25 protein-coding genes are annotated in these 26,998 nt (G+C 32.7%); 15 read left to right on the top strand and 10 right to left on the bottom strand.

Annotated features, from left to right (window positions below; genetic code table 11):
- Positions 1 to 19: 19 nt before the first annotated feature.
- The 6 genes from ACJ6WR_RS04580 (at position 20) to ACJ6WR_RS04555 (ending at position 5,841) form a co-directional block, all read left to right on the top strand.
- Complete coding sequence (locus ACJ6WR_RS04580; RefSeq protein WP_409417180.1) at positions 20 to 1,297, top strand: MFS transporter; 1,278 nt, start codon at positions 20 to 22, stop codon at positions 1,295 to 1,297.
- 508 nt (positions 1,298 to 1,805) lie between these two features.
- On the top strand, positions 1,806 to 2,579 hold the full coding sequence (locus tag ACJ6WR_RS04575) for a hypothetical protein (protein WP_323488966.1): 774 nt from the start codon (positions 1,806 to 1,808) through the stop codon (positions 2,577 to 2,579).
- Between the two features lie 13 nt (positions 2,580 to 2,592).
- Positions 2,593 to 3,984: an RtcB family protein gene (locus ACJ6WR_RS04570; protein WP_409417179.1), complete on the top strand. Its 1,392-nt coding sequence runs from the start codon at positions 2,593 to 2,595 to the stop codon at positions 3,982 to 3,984.
- A gap of 14 nt (positions 3,985 to 3,998) precedes the next feature.
- On the top strand, positions 3,999 to 4,604 hold the full coding sequence (locus ACJ6WR_RS04565) for a hypothetical protein (RefSeq protein ID WP_409417178.1): 606 nt from the start codon (positions 3,999 to 4,001) through the stop codon (positions 4,602 to 4,604).
- Entirely contained in the window at positions 4,592 to 5,281 is a 690-nt protein-coding gene (gene prfH, locus ACJ6WR_RS04560) for a peptide chain release factor H (RefSeq protein WP_264206388.1), read from the top strand. Before ACJ6WR_RS04565 ends, prfH begins: the two co-directional genes overlap by 13 nt.
- A 35-nt stretch (positions 5,282 to 5,316) precedes the next feature.
- Complete coding sequence (locus ACJ6WR_RS04555; protein ID WP_409417177.1) at positions 5,317 to 5,841, top strand: hypothetical protein; 525 nt, start codon at positions 5,317 to 5,319, stop codon at positions 5,839 to 5,841.
- A gap of 45 nt (positions 5,842 to 5,886) precedes the next feature.
- Here ACJ6WR_RS04555 and ACJ6WR_RS04550 read toward each other — a convergent pair whose 3' ends face one another.
- Positions 5,887 to 9,960 (bottom strand): T9SS type B sorting domain-containing protein, encoded by a 4,074-nt coding sequence (locus ACJ6WR_RS04550; RefSeq protein WP_409417176.1) that lies wholly within the window; start codon positions 9,958 to 9,960, stop codon positions 5,887 to 5,889.
- A 166-nt stretch (positions 9,961 to 10,126) separates the two neighbouring features.
- Between ACJ6WR_RS04550 and ACJ6WR_RS04545 the strand changes: the two genes are divergently transcribed.
- Positions 10,127 to 12,358, top strand: coding sequence for a B12-binding domain-containing radical SAM protein (locus tag ACJ6WR_RS04545; protein WP_409417175.1), 2,232 nt, complete (start codon positions 10,127 to 10,129; stop codon positions 12,356 to 12,358).
- Between the two features lie 296 nt (positions 12,359 to 12,654).
- Here ACJ6WR_RS04545 and ACJ6WR_RS04540 read toward each other — a convergent pair whose 3' ends face one another.
- The gene (locus tag ACJ6WR_RS04540; protein WP_409417174.1) at positions 12,655 to 13,344 is read right to left on the bottom strand and encodes a response regulator transcription factor; all 690 of its coding nucleotides are present in this window, start codon (positions 13,342 to 13,344) and stop codon (positions 12,655 to 12,657) included.
- On the bottom strand, positions 13,341 to 14,603 hold the full coding sequence (locus ACJ6WR_RS04535) for a sensor histidine kinase KdpD (protein ID WP_039111193.1): 1,263 nt from the start codon (positions 14,601 to 14,603) through the stop codon (positions 13,341 to 13,343). Before ACJ6WR_RS04535 ends, ACJ6WR_RS04540 begins: the two co-directional genes overlap by 4 nt.
- Before the next feature lie 170 nt (positions 14,604 to 14,773).
- On the opposite strand from ACJ6WR_RS04535, the gene ACJ6WR_RS04530 reads away from it, so the two are divergent.
- Positions 14,774 to 15,181 carry a DUF1573 domain-containing protein gene (locus ACJ6WR_RS04530; protein ID WP_039111192.1) on the top strand — a complete coding sequence of 136 codons (408 nt, stop codon included), beginning with the start codon at positions 14,774 to 14,776 and terminating at the stop codon, positions 15,179 to 15,181.
- Between the two features lie 161 nt (positions 15,182 to 15,342).
- The gene (locus ACJ6WR_RS04525) at positions 15,343 to 16,923 is read left to right on the top strand and encodes a murein L,D-transpeptidase (RefSeq protein WP_039111191.1); all 1,581 of its coding nucleotides are present in this window, start codon (positions 15,343 to 15,345) and stop codon (positions 16,921 to 16,923) included.
- 191 nt (positions 16,924 to 17,114) lie between these two features.
- Here the strand turns inward: ACJ6WR_RS04525 and ACJ6WR_RS04520 are convergent, their stop codons facing one another.
- Positions 17,115 to 17,621, bottom strand: coding sequence for a C40 family peptidase (locus tag ACJ6WR_RS04520; protein ID WP_409417173.1), 507 nt, complete (start codon positions 17,619 to 17,621; stop codon positions 17,115 to 17,117).
- Between the two features lie 292 nt (positions 17,622 to 17,913).
- Here ACJ6WR_RS04520 and ACJ6WR_RS04515 point away from each other — a divergent pair, with 292 nt between their 5' ends.
- Complete coding sequence (locus ACJ6WR_RS04515; RefSeq protein ID WP_409417172.1) at positions 17,914 to 18,183, top strand: DUF308 domain-containing protein; 270 nt, start codon at positions 17,914 to 17,916, stop codon at positions 18,181 to 18,183.
- Positions 18,129 to 18,515, top strand: coding sequence for an HdeD family acid-resistance protein (locus tag ACJ6WR_RS04510; RefSeq protein ID WP_409417171.1), 387 nt, complete (start codon positions 18,129 to 18,131; stop codon positions 18,513 to 18,515). The genes ACJ6WR_RS04515 and ACJ6WR_RS04510 overlap by 55 nt, the downstream gene beginning before the upstream one ends.
- 45 nt (positions 18,516 to 18,560) lie before the next feature.
- Here ACJ6WR_RS04510 and ACJ6WR_RS04505 read toward each other — a convergent pair whose 3' ends face one another.
- Positions 18,561 to 18,899, bottom strand: coding sequence for a DUF5615 family PIN-like protein (locus ACJ6WR_RS04505; protein WP_323488975.1), 339 nt, complete (start codon positions 18,897 to 18,899; stop codon positions 18,561 to 18,563).
- A complete protein-coding gene (locus ACJ6WR_RS04500; RefSeq protein WP_086894095.1) occupies positions 18,899 to 19,129 on the bottom strand; it encodes a DUF433 domain-containing protein in 231 nt (76 codons plus the stop codon). Before ACJ6WR_RS04500 ends, ACJ6WR_RS04505 begins: the two co-directional genes overlap by 1 nt.
- Positions 19,130 to 19,228: 99 nt before the next feature.
- Between ACJ6WR_RS04500 and ACJ6WR_RS04495 the strand changes: the two genes are divergently transcribed.
- Positions 19,229 to 20,185 (top strand): aldo/keto reductase, encoded by a 957-nt coding sequence (locus tag ACJ6WR_RS04495; protein WP_323488976.1) that lies wholly within the window; start codon positions 19,229 to 19,231, stop codon positions 20,183 to 20,185.
- Positions 20,186 to 20,314: 129 nt separating this feature from the next.
- Here ACJ6WR_RS04495 and pepT read toward each other — a convergent pair whose 3' ends face one another.
- Both pepT and ACJ6WR_RS04485 read right to left on the bottom strand, forming a co-directional pair.
- On the bottom strand, positions 20,315 to 21,592 hold the full coding sequence (pepT, locus tag ACJ6WR_RS04490; protein ID WP_086894097.1) for a peptidase T: 1,278 nt from the start codon (positions 21,590 to 21,592) through the stop codon (positions 20,315 to 20,317).
- Positions 21,593 to 21,717: 125 nt separating this feature from the next.
- The gene (locus tag ACJ6WR_RS04485; protein ID WP_039111186.1) at positions 21,718 to 22,857 is read right to left on the bottom strand and encodes a formylglycine-generating enzyme family protein; all 1,140 of its coding nucleotides are present in this window, start codon (positions 22,855 to 22,857) and stop codon (positions 21,718 to 21,720) included.
- A 155-nt stretch (positions 22,858 to 23,012) separates the two neighbouring features.
- Here ACJ6WR_RS04485 and ACJ6WR_RS04480 point away from each other — a divergent pair, with 155 nt between their 5' ends.
- Positions 23,013 to 24,032, top strand: a complete 1,020-nt coding sequence (locus ACJ6WR_RS04480) for a quinone-dependent dihydroorotate dehydrogenase (protein ID WP_409417170.1) — start codon at positions 23,013 to 23,015, stop codon at positions 24,030 to 24,032.
- Here the strand turns inward: ACJ6WR_RS04480 and ACJ6WR_RS04475 are convergent.
- Together ACJ6WR_RS04475 and ACJ6WR_RS04470 are read right to left on the bottom strand one after the other, a co-directional pair.
- Positions 24,018 to 24,731, bottom strand: coding sequence for a DUF3307 domain-containing protein (locus ACJ6WR_RS04475; RefSeq protein WP_086894099.1), 714 nt, complete (start codon positions 24,729 to 24,731; stop codon positions 24,018 to 24,020). The genes ACJ6WR_RS04480 and ACJ6WR_RS04475 overlap by 15 nt on opposite strands.
- On the bottom strand, positions 24,728 to 25,339 hold the full coding sequence (locus ACJ6WR_RS04470; RefSeq protein WP_409417169.1) for a hypothetical protein: 612 nt from the start codon (positions 25,337 to 25,339) through the stop codon (positions 24,728 to 24,730). The genes ACJ6WR_RS04475 and ACJ6WR_RS04470 overlap by 4 nt, the downstream gene beginning before the upstream one ends.
- A gap of 359 nt (positions 25,340 to 25,698) precedes the next feature.
- On the opposite strand from ACJ6WR_RS04470, the gene ACJ6WR_RS04465 reads away from it, so the two are divergent.
- Positions 25,699 to 26,565 carry a hydroxymethylglutaryl-CoA lyase gene (locus tag ACJ6WR_RS04465; RefSeq protein WP_039111182.1) on the top strand — a complete coding sequence of 289 codons (867 nt, stop codon included), beginning with the start codon at positions 25,699 to 25,701 and terminating at the stop codon, positions 26,563 to 26,565.
- 21 nt (positions 26,566 to 26,586) lie between these two features.
- Entirely contained in the window at positions 26,587 to 26,919 is a 333-nt protein-coding gene (locus tag ACJ6WR_RS04460; protein WP_039111181.1) for a hypothetical protein, read from the top strand.
- The last annotated feature ends 79 nt before the right edge of the window (positions 26,920 to 26,998 follow it).

Genomic DNA, 26,998 nt, shown 5'->3' with positions numbered 1-26,998 from the left:
AAAAAACTATATAAACCACATGAAAAATAATTCGACTAAGGAAAATTCCTTGAAACACGTCCTTTTCGGGAGCTTAATAGGTACAACAATTGAATTTTTTGATTTTTATATTTATGCCAATGCAGCCGTATTGGTATTTCCTCAATTATTTTTTCCAGGTGCTAGTAGTACAAATTCTACCCTAGAATCTTTGGCTACTTTTTCGATAGCTTTTTTATCCAGACCAATAGGCTCGGCTGTTTTTGGTCATTATGGAGATAAAATAGGTCGTAAAGTTACTTTGGTCGTGGCTTTGCTTACCATGGGATTATCGACAATTGCAATTGGTTTTTTACCGAGTTATGCAAGTATCGGCATTGCTGCACCAATTTTATTGATGTTATGTCGATTTGGTCAGGGAGTTGGTTTAGGAGGCGAATGGGGTGGAGCAGTTTTATTAGCGATAGAAAATGCGCCTCCGCATAAACGTGCTTGGTATGGAATGTTTCCGCAATTGGGAGCGCCTATCGGATTGTTACTTTCCGGCGGAACTTTTTTAATTTTAACGGATACTATGACCAGCGAAGATTTTATGGATTATGGATGGAGAATTCCGTTTATAGCGAGTTCACTTTTGGTAATTGTTGGCTTTTATATTCGTCTAAAAATTAGTGAAACTCCCGCTTTTGAAAATTCTAAATTGGAGCAGAAAGAAGTTAAAATTCCATTTTTTACTTTGCTGAAATCATATAAAAACCAACTGATTTTTGGAACTTTATCTGCAATTACAACCTTTTTGGTGTTTTATTTAATGACAGTCTTTACGTTGAGTTGGGCTACTTCTGACTTAGGTTTTACTAAAAGAGATGCTTTGTTGATACAGCTGTTTTCGGTATTGTTTTTTGCTGCTTTTATTCCTATTTCAGCTTTGGTTGCCGATAAAATTGGTCGCCGAAAAATTCTAATTATTACCACGATAGCTATTGCCTTGTTTGGGTTTTTCTTCTCGTATTTCCTTAATTCAGGAAATTCTATTTTAGTAACAGCTTTTGTGTGTATCGGAATGTCATTGATGGGTTTTACGTATGGTCCGTTGGGAACTTTTTTATCGGAGTTGTTTCCTACCACAGTTCGTTATTCAGGTGCTTCCTTAACTTTTAATATGGCTGGTATTTTGGGTGCTGCTTTTGCACCAATGATTGCAATTTGGTTGGCAACAACTTATGGTTTGAGTTATGTTGGGTTTTATCTGACCGCCGCTGCTTTGATTTCTTTAGTTTCATTTTTGGTGATTTCTAAGAAAGTACATCAGTTTTAAGAACATATTTGCTTACATAAATAACTAGAATATTAGAAAGCTTGATACTTATAAATATGAATTTAAGGATTTATGACTAATCTTTACTCATGATTTTGATTTTATATTGATGTTTATTTTGTTGATAATCAATATTTTGATTTTGAAATAAGAAAATACTTGTTTTTAAATTTGTTTATTTCAAAAAAAAATCACAAAATTTGCATCAGAAAATAAATCATTAACCAAATTAATAACGAAGACAATGTTTGTACCAAACTTTACCTCTCAAAACATCACATCAGGATTAGATTCTGTTGTTATGTGTCTTCGTGGCTTTTCGCAATCATAGCAAATCAATTTTAGATATATGAACAAGCCCGAAGGAAATTAACTTTCGGGCTTTTTTTATTCTAGACACTTCAAAAAATTCCCGATACCCCGAACTCAATTTATCTATTGGAGATAAAATGCTTTTGCCTTGTATTTTCTAATACTTGGCAGGAAAACTATAATTTAAATTTTCTAAATGGACAATTATCTTTTAGATGATTACATCTTGTGTAGTCGTTTAAAAAAGGAAAAGCAAAAAAAGAGCGCAGTTAAAAAAGATTTTGAAAAACAATTAATTCAGTTAGATAAGCTTGAAGATGAACTATTACGTAAGCGCAGTGCTTTACCATTAGTTCTTTTGGCAACACCTTATCAAAAAGGATGGGAACGCAATTTTGTACTTAGGGAGGATATTGCGAGATCTAAAGAAGCATTGTTTTATAAAACGGTATTGGAAAAGATAAATACGGTGCAATATTCTTCTGATAAAGCTTTTAAGAAAAAGAAAAAGAGAAAAAGAAAGCATGTTTATGTCGAAAAACTTCAAACTGTAAAAGAGTTTTCAGAATCGGAATGGAGAAGTCCAAAACTAGCATTGACGGATAAAGAAAAAATGCATTTTTATAAAAGGGAACGATGGTGTCCTAATTGTAAACGCTATAAAGTTCATTATATATTTAATGAGCCTTGGCGCTATGTATTGCGTGTTAGACCAAATATGATAACACATACAAAAATGGTTGATGGAGTTTTGGAAAGTGAAATTGATAGGATAAGTAATTATATCACGAATCGTTTTCTTCGAAATTCAATGATGAAAATTGCACACGGTAGCGCAAAATATTGGAGATGGATAGGTAACAAAGAATTGAAATACCAAAATCCATTAGACAATAAACAAATTCATACCATAATGGATGAATATTATAAAGAAATAGAATATCTAAATAAAGGAGTCATTGCACTCTAAAGATAAAAATACAATGGGAAATAAATTATCTGGAAAGGACCTGATTAAAATAGGCTTTCCAAAAAATAATAGTATCAACATTGCCTTGGGGCAGATAAACAGATACAGAAAACGAGAAAAAAAAGAAAGTATATTAAACGAAGCGAAAGAAGTTTTACTATCGCCAGAAAAGTTTACAGGACATGGTACTTGGGGCAAAGTTGCCGAAGGATTGGTAAATCCGGTTCAAGTAAGAATGCATCAGCTTAATAATACAAGAGCTCCTTTTTCCATATTTGGAGAAAATGAAATCGATGAGCAAGCTAAGTATCAGTTATATGATGCTTTAAAACTACCAATTTCGGTTGCAGGAGCTTTAATGCCTGATGCGCATTCTGGTTACGGATTACCAATTGGGGGTGTACTTGCAACAGATAATGCTGTGATTCCGTATGGGGTAGGAGTAGATATTGGTTGCCGAATGAGTTTGTCAATTTTTGATATTCCAGCCTCTTTTTTTAAAGGAAAAGAGCATCAGTTGCAAGCGATTTTAAAAGACAATACTAAGTTTGGAATGTACGAAACCCATACTATAAGAGCAGACCATGAAGTGTTTAGCCGAAGTGAGTTTCAGGATATTCCGATTATAAAAAACTTGTTAGGTAAAGCGTACAAGCAACTCGGGACATCTGGTGGTGGAAATCATTTTGTAGAGTTTGGAATTGCCAAAATAACTGATCCGCTTAATGAATGGAAAATTGGTGTAGGCGAATATTTTGCAGTACTGTCACATAGCGGATCAAGAGGTTTAGGAGCAAATATTGCTAAACATTACACGTATTTGGCAACAAAACAATGTCCGTTACCTAAAAACGTACAGCATTTGGCTTGGTTAGATTTAAATACGCACGACGGACAAGAATATTGGCTGGCTATGAATTTAGCGGGAGATTATGCCAAGGCTTGTCATGATGATATTCATCGTCGTATTGCCAAAGCTATTGGTAAACGTGTGGTTGTAACAATCGAAAATCATCACAATTTTGCTTGGAAAGAAATGGTAAATGGCAAAGAAGCTATTGTACATCGTAAAGGTGCAACTCCAGCTAATGCAGGTGAACTTGGGATTATTCCGGGGTCGATGACTGCACCTGGATTTATTGTTCAGGGTAAAGGAAATACGGAGAGTTTAAACTCTGCTTCTCATGGTGCTGGACGACTTTTTTCTCGTAGAAAATGCAAAGAATCGTTTACACAAAGTGAGATTAATAAGGTCTTAAAAGCAAACGATGTAACCTTGATAGGAGGTAATATAGATGAAGCTCCAATGGCGTATAAAGACATTAATAAAGTAATGGCCAATCAAGTTGAGTTGGTGGATGTACTAGGTACGTTTACACCAAAAATCGTGAGAATGGACAGATAAATAAATTCAAGATTATGGAAAGGTTTAAAGATGAAAATAAATGGTTAGGAAGTTTTGGAAATAGCATAAATGTAAAATGCCCAAAATGTGCTTCGCAAGCAGTTGTTAGGAGAGCTTTGAAATCTGAATTTTATTATCTAGATAAAAGAATCTTAGAATGTAAAAAATGCTATTATTCTTTAAAAGAAGGGATGGTAAAATACATTGCTTATGTAGATACTTATTGCTGTAATAATGAAGACAAGATAAAGTTTGAGTCGCAATTTCTGAATGAAAAACCAGAAACAATCAAGCTAAAATGTTCTGTATGTAATGAGATAAAAGAGTTCAAGCCGATGATTAAGGAAGTTCCTTTTGTGTTCGATACTGATAAATCATTACAAAGAGAAAGTGCTTTTAATGCTGAAATATGGTATCAGAAAGAATTTGACCAATCAATTTTTTGGGCTTATAATTTAGAACATATCAATTACTTAGAGAGATACATTAAAGCTGATTTAAGAGAGAGAAACAATAACGGAAGTGGTAACGGGACAATGGTTTCGAGACTTCCAAAATTTGTAAAAGAAGCTAAGAACAGAGAAAAACTGTTGAAAATTATAGAAAAATGGAAAAAATAATTCAAATAACATCAGGTCGTGGCCCAGCAGAATGTAGCTGGGTTGTGGCTCAGGTGCTGAAAACATTCTTGGAAGAAGCAAATGATAATAAAATAAAAACAACGTTGCTTCAGCGAGAAACTGGAATCGAAAACGGAACTGTAGAAACAGCAACTATTTTATTAGAAAGTACTAATCTTAATGAGTTTGTAAATTCTTGGATTGGAACAATCCAATGGATAGGGCAGAGTCAGTTTAGAAAATTTCATAAACGTAAAAATTGGTTTATCGGCATTTTTGAAATTGATAAAGCTACTACAACGCAAATTTCTGAGAATGATATTCAGTATCAGGCAATGCGTAGTTCAGGTGCAGGAGGACAACACGTAAATAAGGTGAGTTCAGCGGTAAGAGCAACTCATGTTCCTACGGGAATAAGCGTTGTGTCTATGGATTCACGTTCGCAGCATCAGAATAAAAAACTAGCTACTGAGAGATTATTACAGAAATTTAAGGATGAAACCGTAAAGCAGTTTAAAGCTGAATTTCAGGCACAATGGATGAATCAATTACAAATTCAGCGAGGAAATCCAATTCGGGTTTTTCAAGGTTCGGATTTTAAAAAACAAAAACAAACAAAAAATTACAAACAGGAAAGGCAAAGACTAAAAAGAGAAGATTATTTAGATAATGATTGATCTAAGGAAATTTGAATTTCTTAATAGAATAAATTATGAAAACAGTAGATAAATACCTTTTTCAGGCATTAGATAATTATCCGTATTCGCTGGAAGATACCATCGAATCATTGGATTATGCATTGTCTTATGATGATAAAAATACAATGGCTTTATGTTTATACGGGCAGGTTTTAAGTGATCAGTTATTTAAATATGAAGAAGCCAAAGAATATTTCCAGCAAGCTATCTCTATTAATATTAATGCAATCGAAGTATATTCTTTTTATATTCATACTTTAATTTTGAATGAAGATTACGAAGAGGCAATGAAGTTAATTGATTTTGCATTGACAGTAAAAGGAATCAATAAAACAGAAATTCTTTTGAAGAAAGTGATGCTTTTAGAAAGCAAACAAGAGTTTAAAAATGCTTTGAAAGCAATGAAAGAAGCTAAACTTGTAACTTTAAATTCAGCTTATGATTATAGTATTGAAGAAACAGAAAAAAGATTAAACAAAAAATTAGATAAAGGTTCTGGAAAAAATAAGTCAAATAAGAAGAAAAAGAAAAGTAAGTAAATGAGAAAAAGGATGCTGTGAGGCATCCTTTTTTAGTTTGTATAATTATCGTTTTAAAGTAAAATGACCTCTAAAGGATGTACCATCTAATCGGGTTATTGTAAACCAATAATCAGAAGCAGGCTCTTCGCGACCAATGTATGTTCCGTCCCAGACATCGTTTTTATGTAATTCTTTGATAAATTTACCATAACGGTCAAAAATTTTAATTCCAGTATTTGGCGCTAAATAATCAAAATCTATAGTCCATGTATCGTTATAACCGTCATTATTTGGAGTGAAAAATTTCGGAAAAGGAAATTCCGTCATGTAATTGATACATTCTACAGTAGTTGGTTTAAGAACTTGTATTGTAATAGAAGTTCTATTGCTTTCGCAACCATTAATAGTTTGAGAAGCATAATAAGTATTTCCATTTTCAAGTGGAGTCGATTCTGATAAATCAGTTCCAAGCGTTGCTCTATCATGCCATTTTATATTTTCGCCAGTAATTTTGATAGTACTAAGTGAAGCATTTTGTTGTTCGCAAAAAGTCTGGATTGCACTTCCAAACGGAGCTTGTGTATCTTGAATTTTTATTGCAACGGCATATCTTTCGCTTTCGCAACCATTTATGTTTTGTGTAGCGTAATAAGTACCGTTTTGTAGTATCGTAGTAATAGGTAAAATATTCCCAGCTGTTTTGGCATCATACCATGTGGTTAATGTTCCAGTTATATCAATATCATTTATAGTAGCATTTTCATAGATACAGAAAGTTTGTTTGTTATTTCCATTTGGTAAAGGAGTATCATAAACTTTGATAGAAATTGGAGTTCTCTGGCTTTCGCATCCTATATTTTGTGAAACATAATAAGTCGTATTATCTTGTAATAATGTACTATTTGCTAATGTAGCGGTCGAAGTGTTTGATTCGTACCATTTTATATTTGAACCAAAAACAGTAATATTGTCTAAAGTTCCTTTTTGATTTTTACAAAAGGATTGATTGGGATTTCCTGTCGGAGCAAGAGGTGTATTACCAACCGTCACGGTAATTCCAAATCTTTCACTTTCGCAATTATTAAGAGTTTGCGATACATAATAAGTTTTTCCGTTTTGAAGATTAGTAGTAGTTGGCAAAAGATTCCCATTTAAAGCAGCATCATACCATTTTATAAGATCTCCACTAACTTGAATACTTGCAATTGTAGGGTTTTGCCCTGAGCAAAAAGGTTGGTTTGCAGTTCCTGTTGGAGGAGGTGTATTCTGAATGTTTATGACTACTGAAACTCTTTCGCTTTCGCAGCCACTTATCGTTTGCGAAGCGTAATATGTAGTTCCGTTTTGTAGTAATGTTGTATTTAATAAAAGATTCCCAGCTGTTAGCGCATCGTACCATTTTATATTTTGGCCAGTAGAAATTGCTATGTCATTTATTGTTGGATTTTGCTGAATACAAAAGGTTTGTGGAGTATTAGCAACAGGAAGTGGTTGACTTGCAATAGTAACGGTTTGATTTTGGGTAGACTTATTCCCGTTTCCGTCATTATAATTCCAGACAATTGTATAATTTCCAGGTAAGCTATAAGACAAAGGATTTGTAGTTGTACCAGTTATTGCTCCTGCACAAACATCTGTCGCAGTAGGAATTGTTGTTATTGTCGTGTGACAATTTCCTGTTATAGTAGGAAGATTAATAATGTCTGGAATTGGAGCTTGAACGTCACCAATAACAACAGTAATTTTTTTCGTATCATCACAGCCACCAGTTCCAGTAATTAGACAACTGTATTCGCCACTATTATTAACTGTAGTATTTATTATTGTTGGGTTTTGATCTGTTGAGGTAAATCCGTTTGGTCCTGTCCATGAATAATTGGTTCCTCCTGAAGCTTTAAGTTCTAGTGTTTTGTTTGTACAGATTGGTGAATTTGATGAAATTTCTGGAATTTTAAAGGAAAGATCTTCAGAAAATTTCATTAAAAAAAAATTTTTATCGCCCAAAATATTAGATTGATAAGAACTTCCATCGGCAATATCATCATTGAAACTTGATAATCCAGCTACAAAAATTGCACCGTCAGTATGTAAAGCTATTTTTATAGTATTATCATTTCCAATATATGTTCCCCAAATAAAAAGTCCTTCTTTAGAAAATTTACCTGCATATCCATAATGACTTCTAATTCGGTTAGGTTTATAAGAGCAGGGAGTTGTGAGTTTTAAGTCAGTTCTAAAATCAATATTTCCGCCTCCAATGTAAAGTGAATTATTTTGAAAGACTATAGAAGAAATGTTAATATCTCCCACGTAAGTACCCCACATTCTTTGTCCTTGAGCATTTAGTTTTGCTAATAAACCTTTATAAAGATTTGCATTTGAGTCTTCAAATGTTCCAGATGTAGCAATGTTATCGCTACTATAAGTATATCCTCCAATATAAATATTTTCGTCATTATCAATTTCTACCGATCGAATTTCTTCCATGGGTGAGCTGCCGCCATAATAAGAACCCCAAATTCTTTCTCCGTTTAAGGAAAACTTACAAACGTATCCATCTCCGAGAAAATTAGAGTTCGGTTTTTCCTGAAAAACACCAGTAGTTGCCATATTGTTTGTACTTTTAGTAGCCCCTCCAGCAACTAAGTAAGAATCCTTTATTGTAATAGCACTTAAATTATCATTTCCGTCCCCTCCAACATAAGTACTCCATATTAAATTTCCATTTGTATTAAATTTTGCAATAAACGCGTCTGTATTTATCCCATATGGACTTGCTGAATAACTTAATTCAGTTTGAAAATTACTATTTATAGCTATATTTGTTTTACTGGAAGTTGTACCAACAATGTAAACATTATCATTAATGTCAATATCCAATTTAGTTGCATAATCGCTATCTTCACCACCAAAATAAGTTCCCCATTGTCTTACGCCATTACTATTAAACTTTACTAATATAGCGTCTGAGGATCCTCTCAAATTTGGTTGAAAAGATCCTATAGTACTAATGTTTGTCTCTGACCAGGTATAGCCTGTAATTAAAACATTGTTTTGTGAATCAGTTTTCACACCATAAAGATAAATAGCCTGTGTACCAGAATAGTATGTTCCCCATAATCTATTGCCGTTTTTATCAAACTTAAAAAGTATACCATTTGTAATTGAATTGATATACTGATGGCTTCCGCTTGTTTGATGTGCTCCAGAAGTTGCATAAGAAGGGCTTTGCGATGTTGTAGATCCTGAAACATAAGCATTGCCAAGGGAATCAGTTGTTAAATCAACTTCGTGCCAATTTGAACCAGCATTTCCAGTTTCGTCTCCATAAAAAGTTCCCCAAAGTCTTACAGGCACAGGATCAATAACAATAGTTCTTCCGGAAACAGCTTCTAAGCTATCAAACCCATAAACATCTTTTTTAATTTTTCTATATCCAACCTCAATTTCCTTTTTACGATTTCCTTCTTCAATCCAGCTTGCAGGAAGTGTTTCTTCCATTTTTCCAAAGCGGACATTCATTTGGATTTTATTATCAACCAAATCTGTTTCGGCACCGTTAAATTTTAACTGAATATCCGATATTTTTCCTTTTGGATGTATGACAAAATTATACTCTACAGTTTTTTTAGGGTCATCAGGAATTGTAAAAATAACATCAATATTAGGGTAGATATTTTTATATGTAATCTGTTTGTATTGGCAGACACCAATAATACCTTCGGGTTTGTTTGGGACATTGTAGTAATTATCGAAGTCGCTTGATTTTTGTTCAGCAATGAATTCAACTTTAGAATTTGAATTCACAAAATCAATATCTATTCGGTGGAATAAATATTCTAAATTATATTCTGGATTTTCTTCTTTTTCCGGAATTAAATAGGGAAGTGTTTTTGACGTTGAAGGATGTGTAATTGGAATTTTCTTTACTTCATAAATATCATAAGAAAAACCATTTTTCTTTAATTGAACATTTAAGCCTCCAGAATTTAGTAAATACTTTACTGCATTATTCGGTTTCCCTTTTTGATCAATTATTTGGCCTTTATTCTCTTTAAATCCAATAGATTGATTTTTATTTTGAGCAAATATTGGAAGATTAATTATTAAAAATAGAAAAAGTAAAGTATGCTTCATAGTGGTATTTTAAACGGATGTAAATGTAATTAAATATCTGTTAAAAAAAGTAGGAGTAAAATAGGAGTTTTAAAAAAAGAGAGGAATAAAAACAGCTATAAGAGTTGTCAAATCTTTTTATAAAAAGTCCCTAAATATGCCTTATTTTTGCACAAAACATTTCCCTTTGAAAACCAAGCTTTTTATAATCACTCCTCCTTTTACACAACTGAATACACCGTATCCGGCAACTGCCTATATCAAGGGGTTTCTGAATACTAAAAATATAGAATCGGTTCAGGCAGATTTAGGAATCGAAGTGATTTTAGAATTGTTTTCGAAAGAGGGATTGAAGAATTTGTTTAAAGCTTATGAAGATAAGGCAGAAGCAAGAAGCAAGAATGGGCAAGTGTTGGTCGATGCTGAAAAAATCTCAGATAATTCCAAACGTATTTTTGCTTTACAAGATGAGTATCTTAAAACGATTGATGCTGTCATTGCTTTTTTGCAAGGAAAGAACCCAACATTGGCATTGCAAATTTGTCAGGAAGATTTTTTGCCTGAGGCTTCTCGATTTGTACAGTTGGAAGAATTGGATTGGGCTTTTGGAACAATGGGAACTCAAGATAAAGCAAAACATTTGGCGACTTTATATCTCGAAGATATCTCCGATTTTATAGTGGAATGTGTTGATGAGAATTTTGGCTTTAGTCGTTATGCCGAACGTTTAGGTCGAAGCGCCAATTCTTTTGATGAATTATACCAAGCTTTGCAACAAGAGCCAACTTATATTGATGAAGTTTTAATTTCCATTTTAAAAGAGAGAATAGAATCGGTAAAACCAACTTTGTTTTTAATTTCAGTCCCTTTTCCTGGGAATTTATATAGTGCTTTTAGATGTGCACAATGGGTAAAGGAGCATCATCCCGAAATTAGAATTTCGATGGGTGGCGGTTTTCCAAATACCGAATTACGTTCATTATCAGATGCTCGTGTTTTTGAGTTTTTTGACTTTATCACTCTGGATGATGGGGAAGTACCTATCGAATTGATAGTTGATAATTGTGAATTGAAAGTTTCTGATGAGTATAAAAGAACTTTTTTACTCGAAGAAGGGAAAGTTGTTTATAAAAACAATTCATTAAAACCAGATTATAAACAATCTCATGTTGGAACTCCCGATTATTCTGATTTGCTATTAGATAAGTATATTTCGGTTATCGAAATTGTTAATCCGATGCATCGTATGTGGAGCGACGGACGCTGGAATAAACTCACCATGGCGCACGGTTGTTATTGGGGAAAATGTACGTTTTGTGATATTTCATTAGATTATATAAAGGTTTACGAACCTGTTGCAGCCAGTTTGTTGTGTGACCGAATGGAAGACATGATGAAGCAAACGGGGCAAAATGGTTTTCATTATGTAGATGAAGCTGCTCCGCCTGCGCTTATGCGTGCTTTGGCTCTTGAGATTCTTCGAAGAAAATTAGCGGTAACATGGTGGACAAATATTCGTTTCGAGAAAAGTTTCTCTGCCGATTTATGTTTGTTACTGAAAGCTTCGGGATGTATTGCCGTTTCTGGTGGTTTGGAAGTTGCTTCGGATAGATTATTGAAACTAATAGATAAAGGTGTTACGGTTGAGCAAGTGGCAAAAGTTACCCGCAATTTTACCGAAGCAGGTATTATGGTTCATGCCTATTTAATGTATGGATATCCAACGCAAACAGTTCAGGAAACGGTTGATAGTTTGGAAATGGTACGTCAGTTATTTGAAGCTGGAGTTTTACAATCGGGATTTTGGCATCAGTTTGCCATGACAGCACATAGTCCGGTTGGGATGTATCCAGAAAAGTTTGGTGTGGTTAAGGAAACCGAAGCCATTGGAACTTTTGCTAATAATGATATTAATTATACCGATAAAACAGGAATAGATCACGATAAATTCAGTTTTGGATTAAAGAAATCTTTATTCAATTTCATGCACGGAATCTGTTTTGATTATGAACTTCAGGATTGGTTTGATTTTAAAATTCCTAAAACGAAAATTGGATCCGACTTTATTTATGATGCTTTACAGGAATCTGAAGATTTTAATATAAAACCTACTGCCAAAATTGTTTGGCTGGGAGGAAAGCCTTTTACAGAAGCTTTTACCAAATCTAAAAAAGGAAATTCGTGGGAAATGCTAACGCTTACTTTTCATGATAAAAAAGAAAGCTTCAGTGTTCAGACCAATAAAAATGAAGGAGAATGGTTAGTTGAAATACTACAGAAAATTTCTTCTTCTAAAACTAAAACCTATACATTTCAGGAAGTAAAAACTGATTTCGAAACCAATTTTGAGGACTTTGAGTTGTTTTGGTATTCTAAACCTGTAAATACTTTAAGGGAATTTGGATTGTTGGTGTTGTAGTAGATTATTACGCAAAGTTTCACAAAGAGAAAACGTAAAAGGTTATTGTATAAAAGGCCTTCTTCCGTCCCTAAGTTTCGGCATTGGGACGTTCAGGATGATAAAATTGAGATGTTTAGCAAATAGACGAAACAAGTCAGCGTAAGATAGATAACGATTAGTTTTAATCGTTGTGGAATTATATTGAGAAGACGCACTGCGGTGCGTCTCTATAGGCATTGCGTAATAACTGTTGCGCTACGATTGATTTTTTTAAACCTTTGAACCTTTGTTCCTCTGCTTCTTTGAACCTTTCTTCAACAATCAACCTTAAACCTAAACCCAATTCCGTGTAAGTTCTCGATAACAATTCCTTTTTCGTTTACTAGGATTTTGCGTAGGCGTGAAATAAAAACATCCAAGCTTCGTCCCATAAAATAATCATCATCACCCCAAAGAGAAGTAAGGATTTGTTCTCTTTTTAAAACGGTATTTTTGTTGTCGATAAACAACTTCAGAAGTTCTGACTCGCGTTGTGTAAGACTTGTTTTTTCATTTTCATTGTATAAAATGAAATTTTGAATATCAAAATGGTATTTTCCGATTTTATAAACCGATTTATCTATGGTGTCATTCTTTTGCGAACGCTTTAAGAAAATTTCAATTTTAAGGAGTAATTCTTCAATACTAAAAGGTTTCACGAGATAATCATCGGCACCCAATCGTAATCCTTTTATTCTGTCCTCTTTTAGTGTTTTTGCCGAAAGGAAGATAATAGGAATATCGGAGTTGATTTTTCGTATTTCGGTAGCGAGTTCAAATCCGTCTATTTTTGGTATCATAATATCCAGAATACAAATATCGAAACTCCCTTTATTAAAGGCCTCCAAACCCAATTCTCCATCACAGCAATGCGTTACCTCATAATTATTTTGTTCCAAATTATCTTTGGTAAGAAACGCCAAGGTTTCATCATCTTCAGTGTAAAGAATTTTGAAAATACTCATTTTTTGTACGGAATTAAGATGGTTATGGTTATCCCTTTTTCGGGATTGTTAATAGCATTGATTTTCCATTGATGCAAGTTGCAAATCTTTTTCACATAATATAAGCCCAATCCAAAACCATTAGATTGCGTACTTTTTTCATTTGGAATCCTATAAAACTTATCGAAGATAAAAGAAATATTTTTGTTAGCAATACCAATTCCGTTATCTATAAAAGCAATTTTTAATAGCTGGTTTTCAGTAGTTAAACGAATTGTGATTTTTGGTTTAGTATCACAATATTTTATGGCATTATCAAGAAGGTTGTAAACAATGTTTGTAAAATGAAAAACATCGGCAACGATATGATAATTTGTAGCGACTGACTCAATTTTTATATCAGTTTCGGGATATTTTAGCTTGATGTTTTCTATTGTTTCCTCAATAGCAGGAATAATTGAAATCTCTTTTAATTCGAGCTCCAAAGGAGTGTAATCAGACTTTGCAATGCTCAAAATCTTCTCGATATGATTATTTAATTTACCACTTTGACTGATAATGATTTCGGTATATTTTTCGAGTTTCTTGTCTTCCTTAATCGGATTCTGTTTAATTAAATAATTAGATGCGATTAAAATAGAAGCCAAAGGTGTTTTAAACTCATGGGTCATATTATTAATAAAATCGCGTTGTAACTCAGAGTATTTCTTTTGCTGTAAAAGCGTAAAAATCGAATAGATATAAATTAGTAAAATGACAATAAGCATTATCGAAAGCACAAACCAAAAACGCATGGAGCTGAAGATATAGCTGGTTTCATTAGGAAAACGAACAGCGAAGTAATAGACTAGATTTTTGTGTTTCGGGAAATAAACTGACTGTTTTTCTTTTGAATTTTTGGATAAAGAAACATGATTTCCATAAACCATTTCGTTGCTTTGACAATTGTACATAGCATATTCAAAATCGGTTGTAATATTCATTTTTTTGAATTCCGATTTTAAATAAAACTCTAAGATATCCGGTTCAAAATCATTTTCGATGTTTACAACATAATAGTCATTAGATATTTTCTGGATAGGACTTTGTGCAGGCAACTCGTTACTACTACTTTCATGTAATTTTTTGGCAACTTCAAGTAACGCAATATGTGTTTTCTGATTCAGTTTTTTTTGCTCAAGCATAAAAGCTTCCTTGGTCCATAGTAATTGTGCGACCAATATGCCGATAATTGCTATAAACCCCAGAAGGATAATACTGTTGAGTCTGTTTATTTTCACTTAAATAGAATTTTCAAGGTGTAATATTAATCAAAAATATCTTTAAATATAGCGATTAACAAGTCGTTAACAAACATTTGAGATCGATTAACAGCGTTCCGTTTTTATGTCATTTACATTTGTAATGTTCAAAATATGAAAAACCAAATAATCATTTAAATCTTAGACTTATGAAAATTATCAGACCTTTATTATTAGTATTTACATTAGGATTAATGTCTTTTTCTGCAATTGCTCCAGTGCAATCATTAGTAGAAAATAATGTTGTAGCTGCAGCAGGAATTGCATGGAAAGCTGAAACGATTGATGTGGGACAGATCCCTCAGAATGTACCAAAAGCAATTGATTTTGAATTTAAAAACACAGGAAAAACAGCTGTAGTTATTACAAGTGTTCAAGGGTCATGTGGATGTACAGCAACAAATTACACAAAAGAACCAATTCTTCCTGGAAAATCGGCAAAAATTACAGCAACATACAATGCTGCCAATAAAGGTGCTTTTTCTAAAACTGTTACAGTTGTAACAAGTGCAGAAACAACACCAAAAGTACTTACTTTGAAAGGGATAGTTTTATAATAAGTAGTTTTATATCTCTGAACTCCAAACAACTCAACTTGTTTGGAGTTTTTTTATGTTTATTTCTGAAGTAATTATAGGTAGATTGTAAAGCAAAGATTAAATTTTTATAAATGGTTTGTTTCTACTAAAACTTTTCTATTTTTATTAAAAAATATATTATGAAAGTTTTGTATCCACTTGTAGCTGTTGCCATTTTTTTGGCTACTATTTCTTGCAATAAAAAGTCAGAAAAGAAAGAAGGAGAGTCAAAAAACACTTCAGAGAAAGTAGTTCCCGAATTAAAAATTACAATAGATAGTTCGAGCGTTATTACTTTTTATCAAGCATACCCTAAATTGCTGAAATTCCAGAATGATGTTTTGGCATTATACAAGAAAAATAAGTCTACTCAATTGTGGTTGGACAATAAAGGTATTGTAGAGTTCGCACATACATTATTTAATAAGTATAACGGATTGGATCAGGAAGGTTTAAAAGCTAATTTTCCTTATAGTGACAAGATTAGTCCTATTTTTGAGCATACTTCAGAAAACCAATTATCGCAGGTCGATACAGATTTAATGATTACAAATTTATACTTTTATTATGTTCAGAAAGTTTCTGGAGTAGATGAAAAAACAACTAAATCATTAGAATGGCTTTTACCTCGTAAAAAAGTGAATTATCAGGTTTTTACAGATTCAATTTATAAAAAATCTACTATAAGTGATGACAAAAAGAACAAAATGTTCAGCCAGTATTACAAACTTCGTGATGCACTTCATCAATATAGAGAAATTGAAAAAAAAGGAGGTTGGAAATCAATTGAGGCAGGTGATGATTTTAAAAGTCTAAAAAAAGGAGATTCAGCACTTGCTGTTGCGCAAATCAGAGAGCGATTGTTTATAACTGGTAACCTTAAAGAGGATAATAAGAGTTTAGTTTTTGATGATGTTTTGGTCGAAGGGGTTAAAAATTATCAATCACACAACGGGAATACTGTAAATGGGAAAATTACATCGGAGCATATTGCAGAAATGAATATTCCGGTATCTGACAGGATTAAAACCATAATTGCTAATATGGAGCGTTGTAGATGGATTGATCCTGAACTCGAAAAAGGAAAAGAATATATAGAAGTTAATATTCCGGAGTTTAAACTGTATTTAATTCGTGATAACGAAATTGCTTTTGTATCGGCTGTTGTTGTGGGAAAAATGATGACTCAAACTGTTATTTTTAGCGGAATGATGAGTTATATTGTTTTTAGTCCATATTGGAATGTCCCTACAAGTATCATTAATTCAGAAATAAAACCAGGAATGGCTAAAGACAAAAATTATTTGGCAAAGAAAAATCTGGAATGGAATAATGGAGCTGTTCGTCAGTTACCAGGAAAAAATAATTCGCTTGGTTTAGTGAAGTTTTTATTTCCAAACTCAAATAATATTTATTTGCATGACACTCCTGCAAAAAGTTTGTTCGAAAGAGAAAATAGAGCTTTTAGTCATGGTTGTGTGCGTGTAGCAAAACCAAGAGAGTTTGCAATTGAGTTATTAAAACAAGATCCTAAATGGACTCCTGAGCGAATTGATAAAGCAATGCATACAGGCAAAGAAAGTTGGTATACGCTAAAGAAGAAAATCCCTGTTTATATTGGTTATTTTACCGCTTGGGTAGATCGTGATGGGAATTTGAATTTTTATAAAGACATTTATAAAAGAGATGAAAGTCTTATAAAGCTACTTACAGAAGAATAAGGTTTTGTGTAGAATAGAACGCAGATGAGACAGATTCGCTAAAGCGAAAACACAGATAAACACAGATTTTTTTCCCTTTTATAAATTTTGATAAATCCGTTTTTATCTGCGTCTTTCTCATCCGCGTTCTATTCTAGGTAATCCTAAATTAGCACAATTTAATTAGTGAAGATTTGCAACAAAAACGTTATTTAGGGCAATACATTAATACACTTATAGAAGCGCTTGCTATAATGATCGGAGTCCAAATTACTAATGGTTACACTACCAGCTTTGCCAGAAGAGGCATGTATGAATTTTGATTTCATGCCATTGGCTTCACAAATAATCCCTACATGACCAACTATAGTTTTATTCCTGTAACCGTAAAAAACTAAAACGTCTCCAATTTTAAAGTCTTCGGCTTTTTTAGTAATTCCCAGACTTTTATAACCGCTTGAACTCCGCGGTACGCTCACATCAAAATGTTTAAAAACATAATTAACAAAACCGGAGCAATCAAAACCTTTATTTGGATTATTCCCTGCATATAAGTAAGGTGTTCCCAGATATTGTTTAGAATATGTAATAATAGAATCTCTATCTATTGCGGTTTGTATTTTCTCAACTTGATTTATTCTAATTTTTTCTTCTTTCTTTATAGTAAAAGAAGAGAATAAAATAGCTGCTGCAAATAATATATAAATTGGGGATTTCATTTTTTTGAGAGGGAAGTAATTTAATTTATAAAGATATGTGGTTACTTTTTAATATCAAAGAAATGCTAGATCAAAGGGTTGGAAAGCATTTTTTGAATAGGATTTATAAACTTATTTAAGAGAAGAATTAAAGGCTGCTTTATGAGTTATTTTTTATAAATAGGGGTTTTTATTTCTTATCTTTGAGAGACTTCGTAATAAAATAGCTTAAATATGGCTACTTTATGATGAGGTTAACCATTAAAGGTAAGCTGAAAACTTTATAGAGTAGGCGTGATTTAAAAATATACTTATGGAAAATTCTTTATTTAAAAAAGTAAAAAAAGCTATTGATTACTGGTACATTCCATTATTAGTGGGGTTGCTTTTTGTGGGAATCGGAATTTGGTCTTTTATAACTCCCTTAGCAGCTTATTTAACCCTTGCGTTTATCTTTAGTATCTCGTTTTTGGGAAGTGGAATTTTTGAAATTATTTTTGCACTTTCTAACAGAAAAAAAATTGATAATTGGGGTTGGACATTGGCTTCAGGAATTTTAGGATTAGTTGTAGGAAATTATTAATCTCTAATCCGTTAATTTCTATTACTATACTTCCGTTATATGTAGGATTTGTTATTTTATTCCGATCTATAATGGCAATAGTTATTGCTTTTGATTTAAAGAGTTATGCCGTACCTGATTGGGGGAACCTTTTGGCTTTAGGAATACTAGGGATTATATTTTCATTTATATTATTGTGGAATCCTATTTTTGCAGGACTTTCACTAGTATATTGGACCGCTTTTGCTTTTATAGCAATTGGTGTTTTTTATATTTATTTCTCTTTCAAGTTGAAAAGAATACATGATATCCCCGAAAGGTTACATGATTTAGAAGATAAAATTAATTCATAGAAGATATTAAAAAGAAACTAAGACAGAAGTTTTGGATAGAAATAACTAATAAATTTCTAAAATCATTAACTCATTATTTGATATAAATGATTTTATAATTTCCTTTTTTGAAATAAGAATTTCAGCAATTTGCTTAGTATTCTTATTGAATGTTTTTAAAATTATTACTTTTGGAGGAACTCCCTTTAAGAGTAATAATTTTTCAAAATCATCATCGTGTGTGAGTATGGTAAAGCTATTTTTCCTTGCGTATTCCCAAATTTCTATATCTTTTGCAGGTTGATTTACGCTAGTAATATCTTTTGAATGAAATGTGCCTGAAAAATCATTCTCAACAAGTTTAAGAATTCTCCATGAAATATTTGCATCAAGAAGTAATTTCATTAAGCTGCAATTATTTTGGTGATGTTTTCTCTATTTGCAGCAAAAGCTAGCGCAGCAAGAATATGCTCTTTTTTTAATTCAGGAAAATCTTCAATGATTTCATCATATGACATTCCGTTAGCAAGCCACGAAAGAATATCAGAAACACAAATTCGAGTTCCGGTAATTATAGGCTTGCCAAATCGAATATCTGAATTTATTGAAATTAAATTTTGCCAGTTAGTATCCATAATTATTATATTTATACAAATTTACAAAAATAATACGCTAATTTGCTTTAAAATAAGTTTGATTGGTTTATAAGGAATTATATCAATAAAAAGAGTAAAATGGAATATAATAGATGCGGAAAAAGCGGATTGTTATTGCCGCAAATTTCTTTAGGATTATGGCATAATTTCGGTTCGGTAGATAATTTTGAAAATGGTGAAAGTATTATCAAAGAGGCTTTTGATAAAGGAATTACGCATTTTGATTTGGCTAATAATTACGGACCAGTTCCTGGTTCTGCTGAAGAAAATTTTGGAAAAATATTGTGGCACAATTTTCAAGGAAACATGCGTGATCAAATCGTAGTTTCTACCAAGGCTGGTTATACAATGTGGGACGGACCTTATGGTGATTGGGGTTCTCGTAAATATTTGCTATCAAGCTTAGATCAGAGTTTAAAGCGCATGAAACTCGATTATGTAGATATTTTTTACTCCCACCGTTTTGATCCTGAGACTCCGCTGGAAGAAACGATGATGGCTTTGGATTATGCTGTAAGAAGCGGAAAAGCATTGTACGCTGGAATATCTAATTATAATGCAGAACAAACTCGAGAAGCAACATCAATTTTAAAACAATTAGGTACGCCTTGTTTAATACATCAGGTAAAATATTCGATGTTTGTACGTGAAGCCGAAGCTGGTTTACTAGATGTTCTCGAAGAAAAAGGAGTAGGTTGCATCGCATTTTCACCTTTGGCACAAGGGCTTTTAACGGATAAATACCTGAAAGGAATTCCAGAAAACTCCAGAGCATCAAATCCAAATGGACATTTGCAACTCGAGGAAGTATCAGAGCAAAAAGTACAAAAGATAATTGCTTTAAATGAAATTGCTCAAAACAGAAATCAATCTTTGGCACAAATGGCATTGGCTTGGTTATTAAAAGATAATCGAATTACATCAGTTTTAATTGGCGCAAGCTCAGTAGGACAGTTAAATAACAATATAGATAGTTTACAAAATCTTGACTTTTCTCAAGAGGAATTAAAAGCAATTGAAACTATTTTAGGATAGGAGTACTGTAGAGATGTATATTTTTTTAGTATTCAGTTGCAGTTTTCAATCTAAAATTAAAAGCAAAAATCCCAATCTAAATTTTTAGATTGGGATTTTTTATTGTTTTTCGGCTTAAGCCAAATAAAATTATTTCTTTTTCGCAGGTTTCGCAGGAACATCAAAAATACCTGGAATTGCAGTTAACTCAGCTATTTTTACAATAACATCAGTTGCTTTTTGCATGCTTTCTACAGGAACGTATTCATATTTACCATGAAAGTTATGACCACCAGCAAAAATATTAGGACAAGGCAATCCTTTGTACGATAATTGAGAACCATCAGTTCCACCTCTAATAGGTTTTATTAATGGTTTTATATCTAATTCTCTCATTGCTTTCTCTGCAATATCAACAATATGTTTTACAGGCAAGACCTTTTCTTTCATATTGTAGTATTGGTCATTTATTTCGGCAATTACGATTGGTTCTCCGAATTTTTTGGCAAATTTATGATTGATTTTTTTCGTAATTCTCTCAATCAATTTTTTACGTCTTTCAAATCTTTTTGCGCTATGATCTCTAATGATAAGTTCCAGAACAGTTTCTTCAATACTTCCGGTTAAGTGGTGTACGTGAAAAAATCCTTCATAACCTTTAGTTTCTTGAGGTGTTTCTCCTTTTGGTAATTCATTAATAAACTCATTAGCAATAAGCATTGAGTTAATCATTTTTCCTTTGGCATAACCAGGATGTACACTTTTACCTTTAAAAGTAATTTTTGCACCAGCAGCATTAAAGTTTTCATATTCAAGTTCACCAATTTGGCTTCCGTCCATAGTATAAGCCCATTCGGCACCAAACTTATCTACGTCAAAATGATGTGCTCCACGACCAATTTCTTCATCGGGTGTAAAACCAACTCTAATTTTTCCGTGTTTAATGTCTGGGTTTTTAATTAGGAATTCCATTGCCGAAACAATTTCTGTAATTCCTGCTTTATCATCGGCACCTAATAAAGTAGTTCCGTCGGTTGTTATTAAGGTTTGCCCTTTATATTGTAATAAATCTTTAAAGTAACTTGGAGATAGAATTATGTTTTGCTCAGCGTTTAATACAATGTCTTTACCGTCATAATTAGGAATAATTTGAGGTTTTACATTAGCTCCCGAAAAATCTGGAGAAGTATCAAAATGTGAGATGAAACCAATAGTAGGAACTGTATGTTCTACATTGCTTGGTAAAGTTGCCATTATATAAGCCTTGTCATCTATAGTAACATCTTGCATACCGATGTTTTTTAGCTCTTCGACAAGTTTATTAGCAAGGTCCCATTGTTTTGGAGTACTTGGTGTAGTTTGTGAATTTGGATCAGACTCTGTATCAATTGTTACATAACTAATAAATCGATCTATAATATGTTGCATTTTTATTTTTTTAAGCAACAAATATAGACATTTTTTTTAGCTGTCTTATTTTAGATTAAAACATCCTATTGGAAACAAAAAAGGATTCTATTTAAGTAGAATCCTTTTCGTGTTAATTTTAATTTTTAAATGCTTTTAACGCATCTAAACCCAAGATGGTTTGCAGCAGATCTTACTTCTCCTTTTCCTCTTGTACCTACCATATAACGAGTACAATATTGGTCGGTACACAAAAATGAACCACCACGATGTACTTTTTTTAGCTGTCCTGGCTCAGATGGATCATTGCTTGTAGTTGGTCCCTGAGGATTTTTAGCAACATTGCCATTTTCTGATAATGATTTGTAATAATCTACGCTATACCAGTCATTAACCCATTCCCATACATTTCCTGCCATATCGTATAATCCATATGCATTTGGGGCAAATTGTGCTGTTGGCGCAATTCCTTTAAAGCCATCTTCACCAGTATCACCATCCTTAATAGGGAAATGACCTTGATAGATATTAGCTTGAAACTTTCCTTTAGGTTTTAAAGTATTTCCCCAAGCATATAATTCTCCTGTTTTACCACCTCTTGCGGCAAATTCCCATTCAGCTTCACTAGGAAGTCTTTTTCCTGCCCATTTTGCATAAGCAGTAGCATCTTCATAAGCGATTTGTACAACGGGGTATTTTTCTTTTCCTTTTATAGTACTTTCTGGTCCCTGAGGATGTCTCCAATCTGTTCCGCCTACGTAAGACCACCATTGCAGGAAGTTGTTTAAGTTTACAGATGTTGGAGTAGGAGTAAATACAACAGATCCAGTAATTAAATCTTCTTCGTTAGCGGTAGGAAATTCTTCTTTCGTAGGTTTTTGTTCGGCAACGGTTATATATCCAGTTGCTTTTACAAACTGCTCAAATTGTTCATTAGTAACCTCAGTTTCATCCATCCAATACCCATCTACATATACACGATGTATTGGGGCGGCATCTTTGGTAACTCCTTTTATACTACACAAACTTTCGTCAGCAACATTACTTCCCATCGAGAATTCTCCACCCGGAATCCAAACCATACCTTTTGGAGCTTTAGATGGAGCTGCTTTTTTATTAACGATTGTAGGTTCAAATTTAGATTCTGATGAAACCATTTGAACTTCATTACAATCCTGAGTTGTTTTTTCTGTAGTTGGCTTTATAAATTTTGCATAGCCAAAGCTAATAAATAGAATACCAGCGGCTATTGTTCCAAATAACCAATATTTGTTTATTTTTTTCATTAATTCGACTGTTTTTGTATAGTTTGTGTTTTCAACAATAAAAATACAATAAAAAGTTAAAACAGATCAAATTAAGAAGTTGTTTTTTTATATAAATTGGGTGCATTTTAGCATATAATAGCTAAATTTGCACCCACAAAAACAACAACACACTTATGTACAAATTGCTTATTCGTCCGATACTTTTTAGGTTTGATCCAGAAGAAGTTCATTATTTTACTTTTTCATTTGTTAGATTTATTTCAAAAATACCAGGAGTTTCATCGATTATAAAAGCAATTTATAAAGAAAATGACCCTCGATTAGAGCGAGAAGTTTTCGGGATAAAATTTAGTAATCCCGTTGGTCTTGCAGCAGGATTTGATAAAGATGCTAAACTATATAAAGAACTTTCAGATTTTGGTTTCGGATTTATAGAAATAGGAACTGTAACACCAGTAGGACAAGAAGGAAATCCTAAAAAGAGATTATTTCGTTTAAAAGAAGATCAGGCAATTATTAACCGTATGGGATTTAATAATGGTGGTGTTATCGAAGCTGTAGAACGCTTGAAGCAAAATAAAGGAGTTTTAATTGGTGGAAACATTGGGAAAAACAAAATAACCCCAAATGAAAATGCAGTCGATGATTATATCATTTGTTTTGATGCCTTATTTAATCATGTAGATTATTTTGTGGTGAATGTAAGTTCTCCAAACACGCCAAACTTAAGAGCGTTACAAGATAAAGAACCATTGACGCAATTATTGCAAACGTTACAAAATAAAAATCTAACGCATGCGAAACCAAAACCGATATTATTGAAAATTGCTCCAGATTTAACCGATGAGCAATTATTGGATATTATCGATATTATAAAAACGACCCAAATTGCTGGTGTAATCGCAACCAACACTACTATTTCCAGAGATGGATTGCAATCGGTAAATAAAGAAGAAATGGGAGGTTTATCGGGTAAACCTTTAACCCAAAGATCAACTGAAGTAATTCGTTTTCTTTCTGAAAAAAGCAACAAAGCATTCCCTATTATAGGAGTAGGAGGAATTCATACTGCACAAGATGCTATCGAAAAATTAAAGGCAGGTGCAAGTCTGGTTCAGTTATACACAGGTTTTATTTACGAAGGTCCAGCTTTGATTAAAGAAATAAACAAAGAGATTTTAAAAGGTTTGTAATAACATAACTTGAGCAATCAAGCCAGTAAGTAATGCAATACCAAAGCTTAAAAGAGTTCCTATAAGAACATATTCAGTCAGTTTACGATCTTTGGCTTCTTTTAAGTCACCAAATCTAAAAATAGATTTTGCTGCCAGTAAAAAACCAATGGCTTCAAAATGTCCGGTGATTATAAAACAAAATACAAATAGACGTTCTAGTATGCCAATGTAATTTCCTGCATTGGCAAGAGAATCGTCGGTTCCATTTTTATTTTCGGGAGTCCAAATCGAGATCAGGTTTCTGATGCAAATAGAAGTTGGTTTTGTTAAAAATAAAATCCCCGTTACTATAATCCAGAATTGACTGTTAAGCCAATGCAAGTATATTCTTTGCTGACTGTATAAAAATGCAATAGCTATCAAAACTATCAAATGTGCAATTTGGTCACCAATAAACCAAGCTCTTTTGGTAGTATCTTTTTGGAAATGTAGTTTTAAAAAATCAATAAAACCATGTGTTATTGCTAATAATAGCGCATACCATCCAAAGGATAATTCACCAACCAGAATCCAGGCTATAATACCATGCAAAGCTATATGTATATATAGGTAAATGCTTTTTTGTTTTTTGGTTTCTTTATCAATAACCCACGAATTAGGCTGAAATATAAAGTCACCAAGTAAATGTGCCAAAAATAATTTTACAAATAGTATCATAAAGTAAATTCTTTTATTTGTGATCTAAAATATTGGTCTAGATCCATCATTAAATCATATTGTGCACGTTTCTGTCTTCGACTTACGGCTGCTTGGTTAATGCCTAATTTTATCCCGATTCCTTCCTGTGATAATGTTGGATTCTGAATTGCAATTACTATAAATTTAGCAGCAGGAACCAGCCAGTTATCCATAAAAGTAAGACTTAAACGTAACATTAAATTGAGTTTTGTATCAAAATCAAGATTTCCGGATTTTAATGCCAAAGTTGTTTTTTGTTTTTTCAAAGTTTCAAAAAGTTCTCCGGAATTTATAAAAGCAGTTCCATTACTTTCGGATATTTTCTTTGCTGTATAGGTTTTGTCTCCAAAACCAATACTCATTCTGGCATCCAGTTTTATAGATCTCAAATAAGCTTTTATCAATAAAGTTGCCAATAGAGCTTCTTCAGGATTTTTAATTTCTATCTGGAATTCATCACCACGATAAATCTCCCATTCGCTCGGATTTTTGCCGAATTGAGAAAATAGCTTTTTTAAATTCTCAATCCAATCTTTGGATTTTAGTTGTCTGGAACCTATAATATCCCCTGTGATTACGCTTATCATATTCAAATATAATTAAAAATTAAATAGCTTTTTTGTTTCAATTGGCTACATTTCTTTGGTTTACCTATTATAAAATGTCCCTTCGACTCCGCTCAGGTGGACATATAAAAGTTTGTCAGGCTGTGCGTCCCGATTCCGAAACTTCGGGACGGGAGAAGCCCACATTTATTATAAATGCTCAAATCGATTAACTTTACTCATAGGAGTTTTAATATTACAAATATAAGGAATATTATTTATTATTACGTTTTTGTGTAATATTTGTAATTATTACTTTTTTATGTAATAAAATAAACGAGGAAGATATTTTTTATTTATATAAAAAAGACAGTAACTTAGCATTCAGAAACAGAACTGCTTTGAGTAAAGAAATTAAGATTATCGAATGTCCGCGAGATGCTATGCAAGGCATCAAAACATTTATTCCTACCAAGAATAAAGTTTCTTATATCCAGTCTTTATTGCGAGTAGGTTTTGATACCATTGATTTTGGGAGTTTTGTTTCTCCAAAAGCAATTCCGCAAATGCAAGATACTGCTGAGGTTTTGGCACAACTAGATTTGTCTCAAACTACCAGTAAATTATTAGCAATTATTGCCAATACACAAGGAGCAGAAATAGCTTCGGAGCATAAAGAGATTCAGTATTTAGGATTTCCATTTTCGATTTCCGAGAATTTCCAAATGAGAAATACACATAAAACTATAGCTGAATCTATAATTACGCTTCAGGAAATATTAGAAATTGCTGATAAAAATAACAAAGAAGTGATCACCTATCTTTCGATGGGATTCGGGAATCCGTATGGAGACCCTTGGAACGTTGAGATTGTTGGAGAGTGGACAGAGCGATTATCCAAAATGGGAGTGAAAACACTCTCGCTTTCTGATACCGTAGGAAGTTCAACTCCAGATATTATTACGTATTTATTTTCGAATTTAATTGCACAATATCCTCAAATCGAGTTTGGCGCACATTTGCATACCACACCCAATACTTGGTTCGAAAAAATAGATGCTGCTTTCCTTGCAGGTTGTCGCCGTTTTGATGGAGCGATTCAAGGTTTTGGAGGATGCCCAATGGCTACCGATAAACTAACAGGGAACATGCCAACAGAAAAAATGGTATCGTATTTTACAGCACAAAAACAAGATACCAATGTAAGGGCTATGAGTTTTGAAAGTGCTTATAATGAAGCGTCTAAATTATTTGGAGCATATCATTAATACACAATTCAAAATAATTTCATGAAAGATTTTGAACTTTGGTTAGAGTTTGAAGAAGTAGATCCAGATAATTGGGAAATAGATAATGAGTTTAGTAATATCCATATTTATATGAAAGATGGAAGGAACTATGGGCTAAATGTTTGGACTTATAATTTTTTGAAAACTATTGTCGAATTAGATAAAAAAGAAGGAAATAATCTTAATGGTTTGTATCAAATTCCACCAGATTTATTTGTCAAGGAGTTAACCCGAAGCTGCATAGAAAAGACAATTTCTGACTTATTAAATATTGGAAATCTTGAAGAAGTCTTGAATCCAAGTATAATAGCGAGAAAAGATTCGGAAGAATAGTTTATCTAACAAAATAAAAAACACCTCATTTCTAAGTAATAACTAACAATTAAAAATCGTTGTTCTTATTAATCAAATT

The organism is Flavobacterium sp. PS2, assembly GCF_046250155.1.
Taxonomy (GTDB): Bacteria; Bacteroidota; Bacteroidia; order Flavobacteriales; family Flavobacteriaceae; genus Flavobacterium.
Note: the sequence above shows the minus strand (reverse complement) of the source record. Positions and strands in the feature narration are given on the sequence as shown.

Coding starts and splice junctions, on each gene's coding strand:
- prfH (WP_264206388.1), top strand. CDS start 4,592: ATGGAAAAAATAATTCAAATAACATCAGGTCGTGGCCCAGCAGAATGT.
- ACJ6WR_RS04485 (WP_039111186.1), bottom strand. CDS start 22,857: ATGAAAAAAATAAACAAATATTGGTTATTTGGAACAATAGCCGCTGGT.
- ACJ6WR_RS04575 (WP_323488966.1), top strand. CDS start 1,806: ATGGACAATTATCTTTTAGATGATTACATCTTGTGTAGTCGTTTAAAA.
- ACJ6WR_RS04500 (WP_086894095.1), bottom strand. CDS start 19,129: ATGGATACTAACTGGCAAAATTTAATTTCAATAAATTCAGATATTCGA.
- ACJ6WR_RS04530 (WP_039111192.1), top strand. CDS start 14,774: ATGAAAATTATCAGACCTTTATTATTAGTATTTACATTAGGATTAATG.
- ACJ6WR_RS04570 (WP_409417179.1), top strand. CDS start 2,593: ATGGGAAATAAATTATCTGGAAAGGACCTGATTAAAATAGGCTTTCCA.
- ACJ6WR_RS04495 (WP_323488976.1), top strand. CDS start 19,229: ATGGAATATAATAGATGCGGAAAAAGCGGATTGTTATTGCCGCAAATT.
- ACJ6WR_RS04505 (WP_323488975.1), bottom strand. CDS start 18,899: ATGAAATTACTTCTTGATGCAAATATTTCATGGAGAATTCTTAAACTT.
- ACJ6WR_RS04480 (WP_409417170.1), top strand. CDS start 23,013: ATGTACAAATTGCTTATTCGTCCGATACTTTTTAGGTTTGATCCAGAA.
- ACJ6WR_RS04550 (WP_409417176.1), bottom strand. CDS start 9,960: ATGAAGCATACTTTACTTTTTCTATTTTTAATAATTAATCTTCCAATA.
- ACJ6WR_RS04580 (WP_409417180.1), top strand. CDS start 20: ATGAAAAATAATTCGACTAAGGAAAATTCCTTGAAACACGTCCTTTTC.
- ACJ6WR_RS04520 (WP_409417173.1), bottom strand. CDS start 17,621: ATGAAATCCCCAATTTATATATTATTTGCAGCAGCTATTTTATTCTCT.
- ACJ6WR_RS04555 (WP_409417177.1), top strand. CDS start 5,317: ATGAAAACAGTAGATAAATACCTTTTTCAGGCATTAGATAATTATCCG.
- ACJ6WR_RS04475 (WP_086894099.1), bottom strand. CDS start 24,731: ATGATACTATTTGTAAAATTATTTTTGGCACATTTACTTGGTGACTTT.
- ACJ6WR_RS04515 (WP_409417172.1), top strand. CDS start 17,914: ATGGAAAATTCTTTATTTAAAAAAGTAAAAAAAGCTATTGATTACTGG.
- pepT (WP_086894097.1), bottom strand. CDS start 21,592: ATGCAACATATTATAGATCGATTTATTAGTTATGTAACAATTGATACA.
- ACJ6WR_RS04540 (WP_409417174.1), bottom strand. CDS start 13,344: ATGAGTATTTTCAAAATTCTTTACACTGAAGATGATGAAACCTTGGCG.
- ACJ6WR_RS04565 (WP_409417178.1), top strand. CDS start 3,999: ATGGAAAGGTTTAAAGATGAAAATAAATGGTTAGGAAGTTTTGGAAAT.
- ACJ6WR_RS04525 (WP_039111191.1), top strand. CDS start 15,343: ATGAAAGTTTTGTATCCACTTGTAGCTGTTGCCATTTTTTTGGCTACT.
- ACJ6WR_RS04470 (WP_409417169.1), bottom strand. CDS start 25,339: ATGATAAGCGTAATCACAGGGGATATTATAGGTTCCAGACAACTAAAA.
- ACJ6WR_RS04460 (WP_039111181.1), top strand. CDS start 26,587: ATGAAAGATTTTGAACTTTGGTTAGAGTTTGAAGAAGTAGATCCAGAT.